This window comes from Actinacidiphila oryziradicis, assembly GCF_005047355.1.
GTDB lineage: Bacteria > Actinomycetota > Actinomycetes > Streptomycetales > Streptomycetaceae > Actinacidiphila > Actinacidiphila oryziradicis.
Genome location: NZ_SUMC01000142.1, coordinates 1 through 15,478 on the forward strand (window position 1 = coordinate 1; position 15,478 = coordinate 15,478).

General features: G+C 70.1%; 13 protein-coding genes and 2 pseudogenes. 14 read left to right on the forward strand and 1 reads right to left on the reverse strand.

Annotated elements, in window-relative coordinates; translation table 11 throughout:
* The coding region (locus FCI23_RS49505) for an aldo/keto reductase (protein WP_169317352.1) at positions 1–689 on the reverse strand (689 nt) is incomplete at its 3' end.
* 548 nt (positions 690–1,237) lie between these two features.
* Here FCI23_RS49505 and FCI23_RS49510 point away from each other — a divergent pair.
* The 14 genes and pseudogenes from FCI23_RS49510 to FCI23_RS49575 all read left to right on the forward strand — a co-directional run.
* Complete coding sequence (locus FCI23_RS49510) at positions 1,238–3,355, forward strand: glycoside hydrolase family 27 protein (protein WP_136730543.1); 2,118 nt, start codon at positions 1,238–1,240, stop codon at positions 3,353–3,355.
* Positions 3,356–3,515: 160 nt separating this feature from the next.
* Positions 3,516–4,808, forward strand: coding sequence for an ABC transporter substrate-binding protein (locus tag FCI23_RS49515; protein ID WP_246144798.1), 1,293 nt, complete (start codon positions 3,516–3,518; stop codon positions 4,806–4,808).
* A gap of 1 nt (position 4,809) precedes the next feature.
* A complete protein-coding gene (locus FCI23_RS49520) occupies positions 4,810–5,709 on the forward strand; it encodes a carbohydrate ABC transporter permease (RefSeq protein WP_136730544.1) in 900 nt (299 codons plus the stop codon).
* An 80-nt stretch (positions 5,710–5,789) separates the two neighbouring features.
* Positions 5,790–6,614 carry a carbohydrate ABC transporter permease gene (locus FCI23_RS49525; protein WP_136730554.1) on the forward strand — a complete coding sequence of 275 codons (825 nt, stop codon included), beginning with the start codon at positions 5,790–5,792 and terminating at the stop codon, positions 6,612–6,614.
* The gene (locus FCI23_RS49530) at positions 6,611–8,716 is read left to right on the forward strand and encodes an alpha-galactosidase (RefSeq protein WP_136730545.1); all 2,106 of its coding nucleotides are present in this window, start codon (positions 6,611–6,613) and stop codon (positions 8,714–8,716) included. Before FCI23_RS49525 ends, FCI23_RS49530 begins: the two co-directional genes overlap by 4 nt.
* An 84-nt stretch (positions 8,717–8,800) precedes the next feature.
* Entirely contained in the window at positions 8,801–9,559 is a 759-nt protein-coding gene (locus tag FCI23_RS49535; protein ID WP_136730546.1) for an SDR family NAD(P)-dependent oxidoreductase, read from the forward strand.
* 41 nt (positions 9,560–9,600) lie between these two features.
* The gene (locus tag FCI23_RS49540) at positions 9,601–10,344 is read left to right on the forward strand and encodes a FadR/GntR family transcriptional regulator (RefSeq protein WP_136730547.1); all 744 of its coding nucleotides are present in this window, start codon (positions 9,601–9,603) and stop codon (positions 10,342–10,344) included.
* Complete coding sequence (gene dgoD, locus FCI23_RS49545; protein WP_136730548.1) at positions 10,341–11,486, forward strand: galactonate dehydratase; 1,146 nt, start codon at positions 10,341–10,343, stop codon at positions 11,484–11,486. The genes FCI23_RS49540 and dgoD overlap by 4 nt, the downstream gene beginning before the upstream one ends.
* 28 nt (positions 11,487–11,514) lie before the next feature.
* Positions 11,515–12,288 (forward strand): hypothetical protein, encoded by a 774-nt coding sequence (locus tag FCI23_RS49550; protein ID WP_136730549.1) that lies wholly within the window; start codon positions 11,515–11,517, stop codon positions 12,286–12,288.
* A gap of 37 nt (positions 12,289–12,325) precedes the next feature.
* Positions 12,326–12,967: a bifunctional 4-hydroxy-2-oxoglutarate aldolase/2-dehydro-3-deoxy-phosphogluconate aldolase gene (locus FCI23_RS49555; protein ID WP_136730550.1), complete on the forward strand. Its 642-nt coding sequence runs from the start codon at positions 12,326–12,328 to the stop codon at positions 12,965–12,967.
* Positions 12,964–13,860 (forward strand): SMP-30/gluconolactonase/LRE family protein, encoded by an 897-nt coding sequence (locus tag FCI23_RS49560; RefSeq protein WP_136730551.1) that lies wholly within the window; start codon positions 12,964–12,966, stop codon positions 13,858–13,860. Before FCI23_RS49555 ends, FCI23_RS49560 begins: the two co-directional genes overlap by 4 nt.
* The gene (locus FCI23_RS49565) at positions 13,857–14,834 is read left to right on the forward strand and encodes a sugar kinase (RefSeq protein ID WP_136730552.1); all 978 of its coding nucleotides are present in this window, start codon (positions 13,857–13,859) and stop codon (positions 14,832–14,834) included. The genes FCI23_RS49560 and FCI23_RS49565 overlap by 4 nt, the downstream gene beginning before the upstream one ends.
* Positions 14,835–14,859: 25 nt before the next feature.
* Positions 14,860–15,106, forward strand: a pseudogene (locus tag FCI23_RS61610) (DNA-binding response regulator); the annotation flags it as partial.
* Positions 15,107–15,209: 103 nt separating this feature from the next.
* A pseudogene (locus FCI23_RS49575) lies at positions 15,210–15,478 on the forward strand (integrase); the annotation flags it as partial.

Sequence of the window (15,478 nt, forward strand, 5' to 3'; positions counted from 1 at the left end):
CCCCTAGCTACTCCGGCCAGGAGCTGTTGAGGATGACCTCGACGAAGTCGATGCGCTGAAAGCCCGGTACGAAGTGGGCCAGCACATCGGCGTTCACGGTGCCGAAGGTTGTGTCGGGCCGGCCTTTTGTAGCGGTTCTGCACGGTGACGATCTCCGCGATCCGCCGGGACTGCTCGATCTGGTCCACGGTGACCTCGGAGAGCCCGATCGCCACGATCTTGCCCTCGTCCTGGAGCTGCTTCAGCTCGCCGACCTGGTCCTCGAGCGGCACCTTCGCGTCGATGCGGTGCAGCTGGAACAGGTCGATGCGGTCCAGGCCGAGCCGCCGCAGGCTCATCTCGGCTTCCTGCCGCAGGTACTCGGGCCGCCCGACCGGGGCCCACACGTTCGGGCCCGGGCGGGTCAAGCCCGCCTTGGTGGCGATCAGCACGTCGTCGGGGTACGGGTGGATCGCCTCGCGGATGATCTCCTCGCTGACGTAGGGGCCGTACGAGTCGGCGGTGTCGATCAGCTGCACGCCGAGTTCGACGGCACGGCGGACGACGCGCAGGCACTCCTCGCGGTCGTCCGGCTCGCCCCAGATGCCAGGTCCGGTCAGCCGCATTGTCCCGAAGCCCAGCCGGGCCACCAGCTTGCCGGCGATCTCGAAGGTCCCTGACTCGTGTGCGATCGGCGTGTCTTTCGTCATGGGCCCCACGGTAGCCGCGCGCCGTAGGGCGAGCCTGGGCGTAGGTATACCTGCCTGACGGGAACAAGCCCGGCCGGGCCCCCGCGTGCCGCCCGGCTCGCGGCGGCGCGGCGGGCGGAGAGCGGGGGCATGACGACAGCCCCCACGGACGTGGGCACCGTAATGTGCCGCATGCGCGGTCCGGAGGCTGCGCTCCCTGAGCGGGACGGCGGCAACTGGACCCGCGCCCCACCTCGCCGACCGGCGAAGCGGCACGCGGGTCATCACCTCGTTACCGGCCCAGTCGCGTTCAGCGTCGGAGCATGGTCACGCCGCCCTCCGTGATGACGACGTGACCAGCCAGGACGGGACCGCAAACCAGATCCGGTCGAGCATCGGGGCAGTCCACGTTCGGCCGGAGCACTTTTTTAAGTTAATTAGTAATAACCGTTGACAGGAAACGGTGGCGCAGTCACAGTCTTCGCGTGGCGCCGCCGCCATGATCTCGGGTCGGCGGGGTGCCTTACCCCAACTCTCGGGAGACATCAGTGACTTCGCATCGTGGATGGATGGTGCGTGCTCGTTGTGCAGCGGCTTTTCTCGGGGCCACCGCACTGATCGGGGTGGCGGTGCCGACGGCACACGCCGCGGGCGATCAGGGAGCACCGCAGTACTACAACAGCGGCCTCGCCCCCACGCCGTACATGGGCTGGAACACCTACTACGGCCTCGGCGCACCGACTGAGGCGCAGGTCAAGAGCGTTGCGGACTATCTGGTCAGCAGCGGGCTCAGGGACAGCGGCTACAACATTGTCTGGCTTGACGGCGGCTGGCAGGCTGACAATCCGCGCGACAGCCAGGGACGGCTCGTCGCGAATCCGGACCGATTCCCCTCTGGCATCCCGTCGCTCGTGACCTATCTCCACCAGCGAGGTCTGAAGGCCGGGATCTACACCGACGCGGGCACCTACGACGGCGGCAAGAGCTGCGGGCTCGGCAGCCGTGGCCACTACACCGAGGACGCGCAGCAGTTCGCGGACTGGAAGATCGACGCCATCAAGGTGGACTTCCTGTGCGGGGTCTCCGAGAAGCTCGATCCGGGACCGGCGTTCAAGGAGTTCAGTGACGCGGTCGCCAAAACCGGCCGACCGATGCTGCTGAACCTCTGCAACCCGCTCACCGACGACTGGGGTCTGCCGCACACTCCCGCGCAGGACGCGCACAACGCGTACGCCTACGGGCCGACCACGGCCGACTCGTGGCGCACCGGCACCGACATCGCCTGGGGATCTCCCACGGCCGGCGAGTGGCCCAACATCCTGCGTGCCGCTGACGCCAACGCCTGGCATCCGGAGGCACAGGGGCCCGGACACTACAACGATCCCGACTACCTGATACCCATGCGCAAGCTCTCGGACGGCACGTATGAGCTGTCCCAGGAGGAGTCCACGACCCAGCTGGTGATGTGGGCCGAGATGGCCTCCCCGCTGGTCGTCGGCTCCGATCCGCGCACGCTGCCCCAGTCGATGATCGACACGCTGCGCAACCCCGAGATCCTCGCCGTCGACCAGGATCCGCTCGGCATCCAGGGCGTCCGCATCGCCACCGACGCGACCGGCGACGTCTACAGCAAGGTCCTCAAGGGCTCGGGCAACCGCGCGGTCGTCCTGCTCAACCGCTCGGACCACGCCGCCGAGCGCACGGTGAGGTTCTCCGACGCCGGACTGGCCGGCGAGGTCGCGGTCCGCGACCTGCGCGCCCGGGAGGACCGAGGTGGGTACACCGGCTCGTACACCGTCACCCTGCCCGCGCACGGTACGGCGTTCCTCAAGCTGTCCGGCAAGGACGATGCCCCCGGAGTGTCCCTGGGCACCAAGTCCTCGGCGAGCCCCGCGCTGGTGCGTGACGGCGACAAGCTGACCGCCTTCACCCGCGGCGCCGACGGTTCGCTGCGTGAGCAGACCGGGAGCGACGGCCACTGGTCCTCGCACACCACCGTGCTCGGCGGTCCAGGGAACGGCAAGATCCTCGGCCAGCCCGCGGCGCACGGCACGCCTAACGCGGCGGGTGGCCGTATCGACGTCTTCGTCCGGGGCGAGGACAACGCCGCCTACCGGCGCGTCTACAGCGGCGGACAGTGGGGTCACTGGCAGAAGCTGGGCGGGACGCTGAGCGACGCGCCCAGCGTCGCCTTCGAGAGCCCCGACGACTGGACCCTCTTCGCGCGCGGCGCGGACGGCTCCATCGTCTCGCGCGGTCCTGACGGTGGCTGGAGTTCGATCGGCACCCCCGGGGACCTCACCGTGTACGGGCGCCCCTCGGCCGTCACCGATGCGGCCGGCCGGATTCATGTCGCCGTACGCACCAACGACGACGCGGTGTGGACGCGGGTGCGTGACACCTCGGGCACCTGGTCGGACTGGACCTCGCTGGGCGGGACGGTCAGCGGCAGCCCGACGCTGGTGGCGACGGGGAACACCGTGCACCTGTACGCCCGTGCCGCTGACTACACGCTCTGGCAGCGCTCTTACGCCGCGGACGCGGACAGCTGGGGCGGCTGGTCGCCGGTGACCGGATTCGTGAGCGGCGTTCTCGACGGCGCGCTCGGGGCGACCGCGGGCCCGGACGGCAGTGTGCTGTCCGTCTTCCGCGGGGTCGGTGGCAGGGTCCACCAGAGCAAGCTGTGACGGAGAGTGGCGGGCCTACGGGCCTTGATGGCCCGATAGAAAAAATAAATTAGTAATTCATCTTGACGGTGCTGCGGCACCGCGTCACTCTGATTCAGCCAACGAGGGCCCGGTCGTCAGGGGGCCGGGCCCCGTTGCGTGGCATATAGGGAGTTCTGTCGTGATTACCTCATCACCCAGCCGCCGTGGGTTCCTCGCCGGAGCGGGCGCCATCGGCGCCGGCGCGCTGATGAGCGGCTGCGTCGCATCCAACTCGGGCGGCAGCGGGAGTCAGTCGAGCGGTGGGCCGGTCACCCTGCAGTCCAACCTCTCCTCACCGCAGGCGAAGTCCGCCATGCAGAACCTCGTCGACGCGTACAACAAGCGGGGCAGTGGGAAGGCCGCGCTGAACACCGTGGCCTCGGAGACGTTCCGCACCCAGTTGCCGACGTACCTCACCTCCGCCAACCCGCCGGACCTGCTGACCTGGTACCCCGGTTCTGTTGCGGACTCGTACGCCAAGAAGGACCTGCTGCTCGACGTCAGTGACATCTGGACCAAGCCCGACCTGTCCGGCTACTCCGACGCGCTGAAGAAGCTGTGCACCTCCTCGACAGGCAAGAAGGTGTTCGTCCCCGCCAGCTACTACTGGTGGGGCATGTTCTACAAGAAGTCCAACTTCATCAAGTGGGGCGTGCAGGAACCGAAGACCTGGGACGAGTTCATAGCCCTGTGCAAGAAGCTCAAGTCCAAGGGCGTCGCCCCGATCGGCCTGGGCGCCGGCAGCGGCACCGCCTGGGTCGCCTCGGCCTGGTTCGACTACCTCAACATCCGTATCAACGGCGCCCAGTACCACCGCGATCTGCTCGCCGGCCGCCACAGCTTCGACGACCCCCAGGTACACAAGGTCTTCGACAAGTGGGCCGAGGTACTGCCGTACTTCGACCCCAACGGCACCGCGCTGGCGTTCCAGGACGCCACCACCGCCCTGCTCCAGGGCCGCACCGGCATGATGCTGATCGGCACCTTCTTCGCCGACGCGGCGCCCAAGGACCAACTGGACGACATCGACTTCTTCCAGTTCCCGATCATCGACCCCACGGTCCAGGTAGCCGAGGAGGGTCCCACCGACGGCTACTTCGCCAGTGCCCACACCCACCACGCGGCCGAGGTCAAGGACCTGATGAGCTGGCTGGCCACGACCGAGGCCCAGGAGCTCTACATCAAGGGGTCGTCCGGCACCTCGCTGCCGACCAACCCCAAGGCCAAGGACTCCGGCACCCCGCTGGTCAAGAAGGGGCGGGCCCTGATCGAGAGCGCCGCCGACGTCACTCAGTTCTTCAACCGTGACTCCAGCGACGCCCTCCAGCCCACCGCCGACAACGCTCTCACCCGCTTCCTCGCCCAGCCCAAGGACATCAACTCGATCCTCACCAACTGGCAGCGGGACGCCCAGAAGATCTGGGGCCAGTGAGATGGCGGTTTTCACCGCGACGCGGCGGCGGAGGCGGGCGACCGGGGTCCCGCCCGTGGTCCTGGCTTTCGTCCTCGTGCCCCTGCTGGCAGAGACTTTCTGGGTGTTCTGGCCGGCCATCCAGGGCTTCTATCTCTCCCTCACCCAGTGGGACGGCGTCTCCGCGCCGAAGTTCATAGGCCTGGGCAACTACCGCGAGATGCTCGGCGACAGCGTGTTCCGTACCGCCGTCCTCAACACCGTGCTGTGGCTGGTGCTGTTCGGGGGGCTCTCGGCGGTCCTCGGGCTCGGCGCCGCCCTCCTGCTCCAGCAGGAGCGGCGCGGTGTCGTCTTTTACCGCGCCGCGCTCTTCCTGCCCGTGGTGTTCTCCCTCGTCGCCACCGCGCTGGTGTGGCAGGCGATGTACCAGCCCGACGGACTGATCAACAAGGCGCTCGAAGGCGTCGGCCTCGGCAGCCTCACCCACGCCTGGCTCGCCGACCAGGACACCGCCCTCTACGCCGTGATCCTGCCCGCCCTGTGGCGGGAGATCGGCTATGTGATGGTGCTCTACCTCGCCGGTCTCAAAGGCATCGATCCGGTGTTGTACGAGGCGGCAAAAGTGGACGGCGCAACCCGGTGGCAGCAGTTCCGCAACATCACCATGCCGCAGCTGAGCAGTGTCAACGCCGTCGTCCTGTCGGTCATCGTCATCGACTCACTGCGCTCGTTCGACGTGGTGTGGGCGCTCACCCGCGGCGGGCCGTACCACTCCTCCGAACTGCTCAGCACCTACATGTACTCCACCGCGTTCCAATCGCTGCGGCTGGGATACGGCTCCGCCCTCGCGGTCGTGATCTTCTTGCTGGCCTTCGGGGTCATCGTGTCCTACCTCGTCCGCGCCTTCCGGGAGGCCGACTGATGACCGTCACCCAGCCCTCCGCGCCCACCACCGTCCGCAAGGACCCGACCACGCCTCCGCGTTCCCGCGCGAACGGCCCCATGAGCCGGAAGTGGGCGACCGCGGGTTTCCACATCGGCGCGAGCGCGCTGTCCGTGCTGTGGCTGCTGCCGATCGTCCTCGTCCTCGTCACCAGCACCCGCTCCTTTGACGACATCGCGGCCAACGGCCTCGGCAGCCTGCCGCACTCCTTCACCCTGGACGGCTTCCGTCAGGCCTGGGTGGACGGCGGCCAGGAGCGCGCACTCATCAACAGCATGCTGGTCAGCGTCCCCACCGTGCTGCTGTCACTGCTGCTGGCCTCCATGGCCGCGTTCGCACTCAGCCGCTACGAATTGCCGCTGCGCCGCACGCTGCTGCTGCTGATGCTCGGCGGCAACCTGCTGCCCCCGCAGATCCTGCTGATCCCGGTCTCCGAACTCACCGAGATGCTCGGCCTGTACGACAGCCTGTATGCCCTCATCGGCGTCCAGGTCGGCTTCGGCGTCGGCTTCTACGTCTTCGTCCTGCAGGGCTTCATGCGGGCCATCCCGGCGGAGATCCAGCAGGCCGCCGTCATCGACGGCGCGAGCCCCTGGCAGATCTACCGGCGGATCATCATGCCGCTCGCCAGGCCGGCGCTCGCCGCGCTGTGTGCCCTCTCCTTCACCTGGATCTTCAACGATCTTCTGTGGGCGATCACCGTGCTGCGCACGGACAGCCAGATGCCCATCACAGCCTCACTCCTCAACCTGCAGGGACAGTATGTGTCCATGTGGAACGTCATCGCGGCCGGCTCGGTCATCGCCGCCGCCCCGACCGTGATCGTATTCCTGCGATTCCAGCGTCACTTCGTGGCCGGACTCAACCTGGGAGCAGTCAAGTGACCCCGCACGACCGGTGGATCCTGCGCACCGAGAACACCACCTACGCGGTCGCTCTCGCCACCGAGGGCCCCTGGGCCGAACTCACCGCCTGGGGGCCGCACGGTGCCGAGACCGGGCCCTCGCCGCTCGACTGGTCGGGACGCACCCACTTCATCACTCCCGCCGACGCCGCACCCGCCGAGTACATCCCCTACGGGCTGCGACCGTTCACCGGCGCCGACCTCGTCGCACAGCGCCCCGGCGAAGAGCGTGGAGTGTGGTGGACATTCAGCCCTGAACACACCGAAACCGCCGACGACACCCTGCGGCTGGTCTTCGACGACGAGGTACTCGGCCTGCGGGTGGCGTTGTGCTACGAGGCCGTGCCCGGCACCGACGTGATCCTTCGCTGGAGCGAACTCACCTGCACCGGCGAGGACGAACTGCGCCTGGAGCGTTTCGACTCCGCGGCCGTGAACGTCCCGGTCACGGCCGGCGCCCGGCTCACCTTCCTCACCGGCCAGTGGGTGCAGGAATTCCAGCGCACCGAACTCGAACTGACCCGAGGGCGTTTCGAGATGGCCAGCACCCAGGCGGTGCCGGGCCACGCGTACGCACCCTGGCTCGCCGTCCAGGACGCCGCCCACCCGGCCGACGGCAAAACCCCCACTTACGGCGTCGCCCTGGAGTGGTCGGGCAATTGGCACATCACCACGGACGCCGAGCCCGGCGGAGCGGTAAGGATACGCGCCGGGCGGCTGCCCCACGAGGGCGCCGTCCGACTCGCCCCCGGCGCCACCCTCACCACACCGCGCCTGGCCTGTGCCTTCAGCCCGGAAGGGATCGACGGCCTCGCCCGGGTTTGGCACCGCTACGAGCGGCACCTCACCGGTGACCGGATGAACCGCACGCGCAAGGTCCTTTACAACTCCTGGGAAGCCACCGGCTTCGACGTCGAGGCCGGGAGTCAGTTGGAACTCGCCAGGATCGCCGCCGGTCTCGGTGCCGAACTGTTCGTCGTCGACGACGGCTGGTTCTCCGGCCGGCACGACGACACCGGCGGTCTGGGCGACTGGTACCCCGACCCCGCAGCCTTCCCCCAGGGATTCGACCACTTCATCCGCGAAGTCCGCTCGCTGGGAATGGACTTCGGGATCTGGGTGGAGCCGGAGGCGATCAGCCCCAAGTCCGCGCTCCACTCGGAGCACCCGGAATGGGTCTACCGCGTCGAAGGCCGCCCCGCCACGCTCGTACGCAACCAACTGCTGCTCGATCTCGGCCGCGAGGACGTCCAGGATTTCGTCATCACGACTCTCGACCGGCTGCTCACCGACCACGCCATCAGCTACCTCAAGTGGGACATGAACCGCCCGCCCACCGAGCGCGGCCGGCCCGGCGGCGGCCCCGTGGAGAAGCAGGACCTCGATGCCGCACACGTCGCCGGCTATCTCCGCGTCCTGGACCACCTGCGAGCCCACCACCCCCACGTCACCGTCGAGGGCTGCGCGGGCGGCGGGGCCCGCATCGAGCACGCCACCATCGCCCGAACGGACGTGGTCTGGCCGAGCGACAACACCGCACCACTGGACCGGCTGGCCATCCAGTTCGGCTATCTCCTCGCCCACGCGCCGCACACCATGAGTTCCTGGGTCACCGACGCACCCGGAGTCTTCGACCCGCGCCCGCGCTCGCTCGGCTTCCGCTTCGTCAACGCGATAGCCGGGGTTCTCGGCATCGGCGCCGACATCCGCACCTGGTCACCGGAGCAGCGCACCGAAGCCGCCCGCTGGATCGCCCGCTACAAGGAGATCCGCGACGTCATTCACCACGGCGAGATCCACCTGCTGAACACCCCGGCCGACGCGACCTGCGGCATCCAGTACGAGGAACCGGGCGGCGGCCGGATCGCCGTCACCGCGTGGAACACCGGCCGTCTCGACGGCGCGCCTCTGGTGTCCGGCCGGGCGGCGAGAATGCGGCTGCGCGGCATCGACCCCGCCGGCCGCTACCACGATGCCGCGTCCGACACCGAATACACAGGAGCCCATCTGCTCCACTCGGGAATGCCGTTCCCCTGGACCGACCAGTACGACGCCGAGCTGACCGTCCTGACCAGGCTCTAAGGCAACCGTGGCTCGCGCAGTCACTAAAGTCGGCCAGTGGCCCGGAAAACACACACCCCGCACACCGAGGAGTTGACGCGCCCCATGAACGCAGCCGCTCGCTTCACCGACCGCGTAGCCGTGGTCACCGGAGCCGCCTCGGGCATCGGCGCCGCCACCGCGGTACGGCTCGCCGCAGAGGGCGCCGCCGTCGTCCTCGCCGACGTCTCCACGGACAGCGGGGAAGCCGTGGCTGCACGCATACGCGACCAGGGCGGCCGCGCCGCCTTTGTCACGGCCGACGTCTCGGACCAGGGCGGCTGGGACCGGATCGTCACCGCCGCGCACACCTACGGCCCCGTCGGCGTGCTCGTCAGCAACGCCTACACCGTGGAGGTCAACCCCGCTCACGCGATGACCCGCGCCTCCTGGGACCGGCAGCTCGCGGTGAATCTCACCGGAGGCTTCCTCGGCTTCAAGGCCGTCCTGCCCGATCTGTGCGAACACCGCGGCGCGGTGGTGCTCACCTCATCGGTGCACGCCCACAAAGGCATCCCGGGACATCCCGCCTACGCGGCGTCCAAGGGCGCGCTGCTCTCGCTGTGCGCACAGCTCGCCGTGGAATACGGCCCCGAAGTCCGCGTCAACGCCGTACTGCCGGGCCCGATCCTCACCGCCGCGTGGGAGCGGGTGCCGGAGGAGGACCGGGTGCGCAGCGTCGCCGAAACCGCGGCCCGCCGCTTCGGCACGCCCGAGGAGGTAGCGGCGGCGATCGCTTTCCTCGCGGCGGAGGAAGCCTCCTACATCACCGGATCGAGCCTGCTCGTGGACGGCGGCTGGAGTGTCGTCAAGGCCTCGGCCTGACCGCCGTACACCAATCGACCAGCAGAAAGGCAGAAAGCGACATGACGCCATACGCGCGCCGCGGAGTGCACGGGCAGACCGTGGAGACTCTTGCGCGCCGGGTGCTCAGCGGCGAAATACCCGAGGGGTCGACACTCGACCTCGTCGCGCTGCAGAGCGAGTTGGACGTCAGTCTGACGGCCCTGCGCGAATCGCTGAAGGTGCTCGCGGCCAAGGGCATGGTGGACGCACGGCAGAAGCGCGGCACCTTCGTCAGAGCCCGCTCCGACTGGAACCTCCTGGACGCCGACGTCCTGCGCTGGCAGTTCGCCGAAGGCTCCGGCTCCGGCTCCGGCGTCGATTCCGGTCTGCTGCGCAATCTCAGTGAGGTCCGCGGCATCATCGAACCGGCCGCCGTCCGGCTGGCCGCCCAGCGCCGTACCAACGCCGACCTCGCCGAACTTGAGGCGGCTCTCACCGCGATGGGCGAGCGGGACGGCACAGCCGCCCACGCGGTGGAGGCCGACCTGGCCTTCCACCGCGCCCTACTCGCGGCTTCCCACAACGAACTGCTGGAACGCATGGAAATGGTCATCGAGTCGGGCCTCGCCCACCGCGACCAGATCGTGCACAGCTCCCCGCACGGAGAGGACCCGGTGCCCAGCCACCGGGCGGTCCTCGACGCCGTGCGCGCCGGGGACCAGGACGCCGCGGAACACGCCATGCGCGGCCTGCTCGACCAGGCCGTACGTGACCTCGACAAGGTCCACGGCAGCCCCCACACGAAAGGCCCCCAGGCGCAGTGAAGATCGCTCGCGTTGAAACGTTCCTCGTCCCGCCCCGCTGGCTGTTCTGCCGCATCGAGACCGATGAGGGAGTGGTCGGCTGGGGCGAACCGGTGGTCGAGGGGCGTGCCGAGGTGGTGCGCACCGCCGTGGACGTCCTCGCCGAATATCTCGTCGGCCAGGACCCGCTGCGAATCCAGGACCATTGGCAGGTACTGAGCAAGGCCGGCTTCTACCGTGGTGGACCCGTGCTGTCCAGCGCCGTCGCCGGTATCGACCAGGCTCTGTGGGACATCGCCGGCAAGACGTACGGGGCACCCGTGTACGCCCTGCTGGGCGGCCCTGTCCGGGACACCGTCCGCGTCTACGCCTGGGTCGGCGGCGACGAACCCGCCCGGATCGCCGAGGAGGTCACCGCGCAGGTCGAGGCGGGATTCACCGCAGTGAAGATGAACGCGGCGGGCCGCACCTCGCCCATGACCACTCCTGCGGAGACCGCCGCCGTCGTGGCACGCGTCGCCGCGGCCAGAGATGCCCTCGGCCCGCACCGGGACGTCGCCGTGGACTTTCACGGCCGGTTCACCCCGGCGAGCGCGCGCCGGGTGCTGCAGGAACTGGGGCCGCTGCACCCGCTGTTCGCCGAGGAACCCCTGCTGCCCGAGCACGGGCACGCACTGCCGGGCCTGGTGGCCGCCAGCCCCGTGCCCATCGCGACGGGCGAACGGCTCTACGGGCGGTCGGAGTTCCTGCCCGCACTCGCCGCCGGCATCGCCGTCGCCCAGCCGGATCTCTCGCACGCGGGCGGCATCTCCGAGGTTCACCGGATCGCCTCGCTCGCCGAAACCTACGGCGCCCAGCTCGCCCCGCACTGCCCGCTCGGCCCCATCGCGCTCGCCGCCAGCCTCCAGATTGCCTTCTGCACACCGAACTTCCTCATCCAGGAGCAGAGCAGGGGCATCCACTACAACCGTGAGGCCGACCTGCTTTCGTACCTCGTCGACACGGAGCCCTTCCGGTTCACCGAGGGGCAGGCGAACCGCGCCGAGCTGCCGGGGCTCGGCGTCACCGTGGACGAGAACGCTGTACGCGCCGCCGACCGCTCCGGGCATGCCTGGCGCAATCCGCTGTGGCGGCACGACGACGGATCGTTCGCGGAATGGTGAGCGGGGCGGTAGCCGGGCGGTGCGCGGGATGAGGACCGTCACCGATCTGGCCCTCGGCGGCCGCTGGACCTCGCTGGCCGCGGGCGGCCGTGAGTGGCTGTGGCACCGCGACGAACCGCGGCGGGCCACGGTCCGGCCAGGTGACACCTTCGCCGACGCCGGCGGCCTTGAGGAATGCGTACCCACCGTACGAGGGACGCCCGACCACGGCGACGCCTGGTCGCGCCCCTGGCGGCGGGACGGGGACGAGGAGAGCGTCGACTGCCCGGACTTCCGGCTCGCCCGGCGCATCCGTACCGACCGGGAGCGGACAGTGGCCGACTACCGGCTGACCGCGGCGCCCGGCTACCGATTCCTCTGGGCCGCGCACGCGCTGCTGGACGTCTCCGAACAGGCCACCGTGGAGATGGCGGAGGGCGCCGAACTCCGGCTCTACCCCGACGGCGGGTCATACGGGACCCCGGGGGTCTGGCCGCGCATGAGCGGCGTGCCGCTCGACCGGCTCGGACCGGACGACGGCACCGCGCTGGGAGCGGTGGTCAACACGCCGGATGTGTCCGTCCACGACGGGGCCGACACGCTGCACATGGCCGTCGAGGCGGAAGGCCAGCCCGTCTCGGTCGCCCTGTGGCGCAACCTCCGCGGCTTCCCCGAGAGCGCGCCGTACCGCTCCATCGGCGTCGAACCGATGCTCGGCCGGGTCTTCGGCCTGGCCGAGGCCGGCGACGGGGACACCGCCTGCGTGCCGGAGTCCGGCCAGGTCCGCTGGCGGCTCACCGTGACGGCCCGGCGCCGCCCCTGACGACCCGAGCAACCTACCTGCGACATAAGGAACTTCCGTGGATCTGCTGGGCGCGCTGCGCACCCGCCGTCTTGTCGCCATCGTGCGCGGTGACGACGCCGACGCGGCGCTCAAGACCGTACTGACCCTGGCTGAGGAGGGCATCGCGCTGATCGAGGTGTCGCTCTCCGGGCGGGACGCGCTCAAGGTGATCGCCGGAGCCCGAGCCACCCTCGGCCCCGAAGCTCCGCTGGGAGCGGGCACCGTCCTGAACGCCGACGACGCGCGCGCCGCCCACGAGGCGGGCGCGGACTTCATCGTCACCCCGGCGCTGAGCGACGGCATCACCGTGGCCGGGGACCTGGGACTCCCGGTCCTCGCCGGGGTGATGACCCCGACGGACATCCTCGCCGCGCTCCGGCTCGGTGCCGAAGCGCTGAAGATCTTCCCGGCCGCGCAGGCGGGCGGCCCGGGGTATCTCCGGGCCCTGCGCGGCCCGTTCCCCGACCTCCCGTTCGTGCCGGTCGGAGGGGTGGACGCCTCGGCCGCGCGCGAGTACCTGGCGCAGGGCGCGGTGGCGGTGGGCATCGGATCCCCGCTCGTCGGCGACGCGGCCGACGGCGGGAGCCAGGAAGCGCTGCGCACGCGGGCCCGGGAGTTCCTCGATATCGCGGGCGCCCGGCAGGAGGAGCGACGATGAGCCAATCCGTACCCATTCCGCAGCCCGCTCCCCGCTGGTCCGACCGGCTCGAACTCGGCGAGGGCATCCGCTGGGTCGGCGGCACGATCGTGCTCGTCGACATCCTCACCGGCCGGCTGCTGTCCGCCCCGGAAGGCGACGATCGGACCGGGCCGCTGGAGGTTCTCGCCGAACTCCCCGTACCGCTGGGCGCGGTGGCTCCGGTCGAGGGCCGGCCCGGCAGCTGGATAGCGGCGGCAGGCACGGGCTTCTGCCTGATCGGCGCGGACGGTAAGACCGAACGGCTGGCGTGCCTCGAGGAGGGGCGTGCGAGGGTCCCGATGCGGATGAACGACGCGGCCGCCGATCCGTTCGGCCGATTCTGGGCGGGCAGCATGTCCTACGACGAGGTGGAGGGCGCGGGAGCCCTGTACCGGATGGACCGCGACGGGACGGTGACCAAGGTACTCGAGGGCATTACCGTGCCGAACGGCCCGGTCTTCGGGCCGGACGGCACGACGATGTTCCTCGCGGACAGCGTCCGCGGAGTCATCCGGAAGTACCTGGTCGCCCCGGACACGGGCGAGCTGGGCGAGCCGTCGGTGTTCACCACGTTGGATTCCGGCAGCCCCGACGGGATGGCTGTCGACATGGAAGGCGGACTGTGGACCGCCGTCTGGGGCGCGGGCCGTGTCCACCGCTACCTGCCGGACGGCACTTTGGACCGAGTGGTGCGGGTGCCGGCCGAGCAGCCTGCCGGGATCTGTCTCGGCGGCGCCGACGGCCGCACGCTTTACATCACGAGCGCCCGCGTCGGGCTGCCGACGCCGGGACCGCTCGACGGCGCGGTCTTCGAGGCCCGGGTGGAGGTGCCGGGCCTGCCCACCGCCCAGTACCGCCCGGAGTGGGTATGAGCACGCCGCCGGGTCTCGGGCCCGGACCCGTCGTGTGCATCGGCGAGACGATGGCGGCCATGGCGCCCGCTCCGCTGGCTCCGCTCGCCGCCGCCGAGTCGCTGAGCGTCGATGTCGCGGGCGCCGAGTCCAACGTGGCGATGTACCTGGCCGAGTACGGGATAAGCGCGCGCTGGGTTTCGGCGGTCGGCGACGACCCCTTCGGGCGCAGGGTGGTGGACCGGGTCGCGGCGTCGGGCGTCGATGTGACCGGCGTACGGACCGACCCCACCCGCCCGACCGGCTTGCTGTTCAAGGATCCCGGCGCCGACGGGACCCGGGTCCACTACTACCGGCGTGGCTCGGCTGCCTCGGCGCTCACCCCGAAGGTGCTCCGCGAAGAGGCCGCGCGGGGTGCGGTGGCACTCGTCCATCTCACCGGCATCACCCCGGCCCTCTCGTCGACGTGCCGGGCTCTGGTGGAGGAGGCGCTGGCCCCGGGCCGGCCGTGTCCGGTCAGCTTCGACGTGAACCACCGGCCAGCGCTGTGGAGCGAGGAACCGGCCTCGGGCGTGCTGCTGCCGCTCGCCGACAGCGCGGACATCACCTTCGTCGGCCTCGACGAGGCGCAGGCGCTGTGGGGCGACGCCCTCACGGACGCCGCGGCGGTACGCGCGCTGCTGCCGGGTCCCGGCATGCTGGTGGTCAAGGACGGCTCCCGGGCGGCCACGGCCTTCGTTGGCCCAGCGTCGTACACCGTGGCGGCCCTGAAGGTCGGTGTGGTCGAGCCGGTGGGGGCGGGTGACGCGTTCGCCGCGGGGTTCCTGGCGGGACTGATGCGGTCCGACGACCCGGTGCGGGCGCTACGCCTGGGCCACCTGACGGCCGCGTCCGCCCTGCGGGTCACCTCGGACCACGGCCCGCTGCTCCCATCCCCCCGGACGGCGGAACTCCTGGCGGCGGACGAGGAGACGTGGGCGGCGAGCAACATGTGAGCGGGCGGCGGCAGCGCTGCGGACGCTTCTCGTTTCCGGAGACGGTATGGGCGTCGGCCACCTCCTGAAAAGACCGGGTTGGCCGGGGCGAGGAGTTCTTCGATGTCCTGCGGTGTGTCGCCGACGGCGGCACCGTCGTGGACCCGGAGGTCGTGCGGCAACTCCTGCGCCGTCGCCGAGTTCCCTTGGAACGGCTGGCCACACGCGAGCGGGAGGTTCTGGCCCTGATCGCGGAGGGGGAGTCGAGCGGGGCGACCGCCCGTGAACTCGTCTGGAAGCCAGGAGCTGGCACCTGCCTGTAGGGTGCCAAAACTGGCGCGTAGCATCTGATCAGGGCGTTTGCGGTTCCAGGTGATCATGGCATGCTGCGACTCTATGGCGTTGCGTGTGCTCTACCTGATCTTCATCCGGCTCCTCGGACTGGTCCTGCTGCTGTCCCGGTGGGAGGATGCCAAGAACGTTGAGCTCCTCGCACTGCGCCACGAGGTCGCGGTGCTGCGGCGCCAGCTGGGCACCTGGCCGCACCTGACGTGGCCGGACCGCGCCGTGCTCGCCGCCCTCGCCCGCCACCTCCCGAGCAGACTGCGCCGCCACCGTCTCGTCACCCCCGGCACCCTCATGGCCTGGCACCGCCGACTGCTCCG

Excerpts from the sequence above, each read along its gene's own strand:
- FCI23_RS49510 (WP_136730543.1), top strand. The coding sequence starts at position 1,238 with ATGGTGCGTGCTCGTTGTGCAGCGGCTTTTCTCGGGGCCACCGCACTG.
- FCI23_RS49520 (WP_136730544.1), top strand. The coding sequence starts at position 4,810 with ATGGCGGTTTTCACCGCGACGCGGCGGCGGAGGCGGGCGACCGGGGTC.
- FCI23_RS49525 (WP_136730554.1), top strand. The coding sequence starts at position 5,790 with ATGAGCCGGAAGTGGGCGACCGCGGGTTTCCACATCGGCGCGAGCGCG.
- FCI23_RS49535 (WP_136730546.1), top strand. The coding sequence starts at position 8,801 with ATGAACGCAGCCGCTCGCTTCACCGACCGCGTAGCCGTGGTCACCGGA.
- FCI23_RS49540 (WP_136730547.1), top strand. The coding sequence starts at position 9,601 with ATGACGCCATACGCGCGCCGCGGAGTGCACGGGCAGACCGTGGAGACT.
- FCI23_RS49550 (WP_136730549.1), top strand. The coding sequence starts at position 11,515 with ATGAGGACCGTCACCGATCTGGCCCTCGGCGGCCGCTGGACCTCGCTG.
- FCI23_RS49560 (WP_136730551.1), top strand. The coding sequence starts at position 12,964 with ATGAGCCAATCCGTACCCATTCCGCAGCCCGCTCCCCGCTGGTCCGAC.
- FCI23_RS49565 (WP_136730552.1), top strand. The coding sequence starts at position 13,857 with ATGAGCACGCCGCCGGGTCTCGGGCCCGGACCCGTCGTGTGCATCGGC.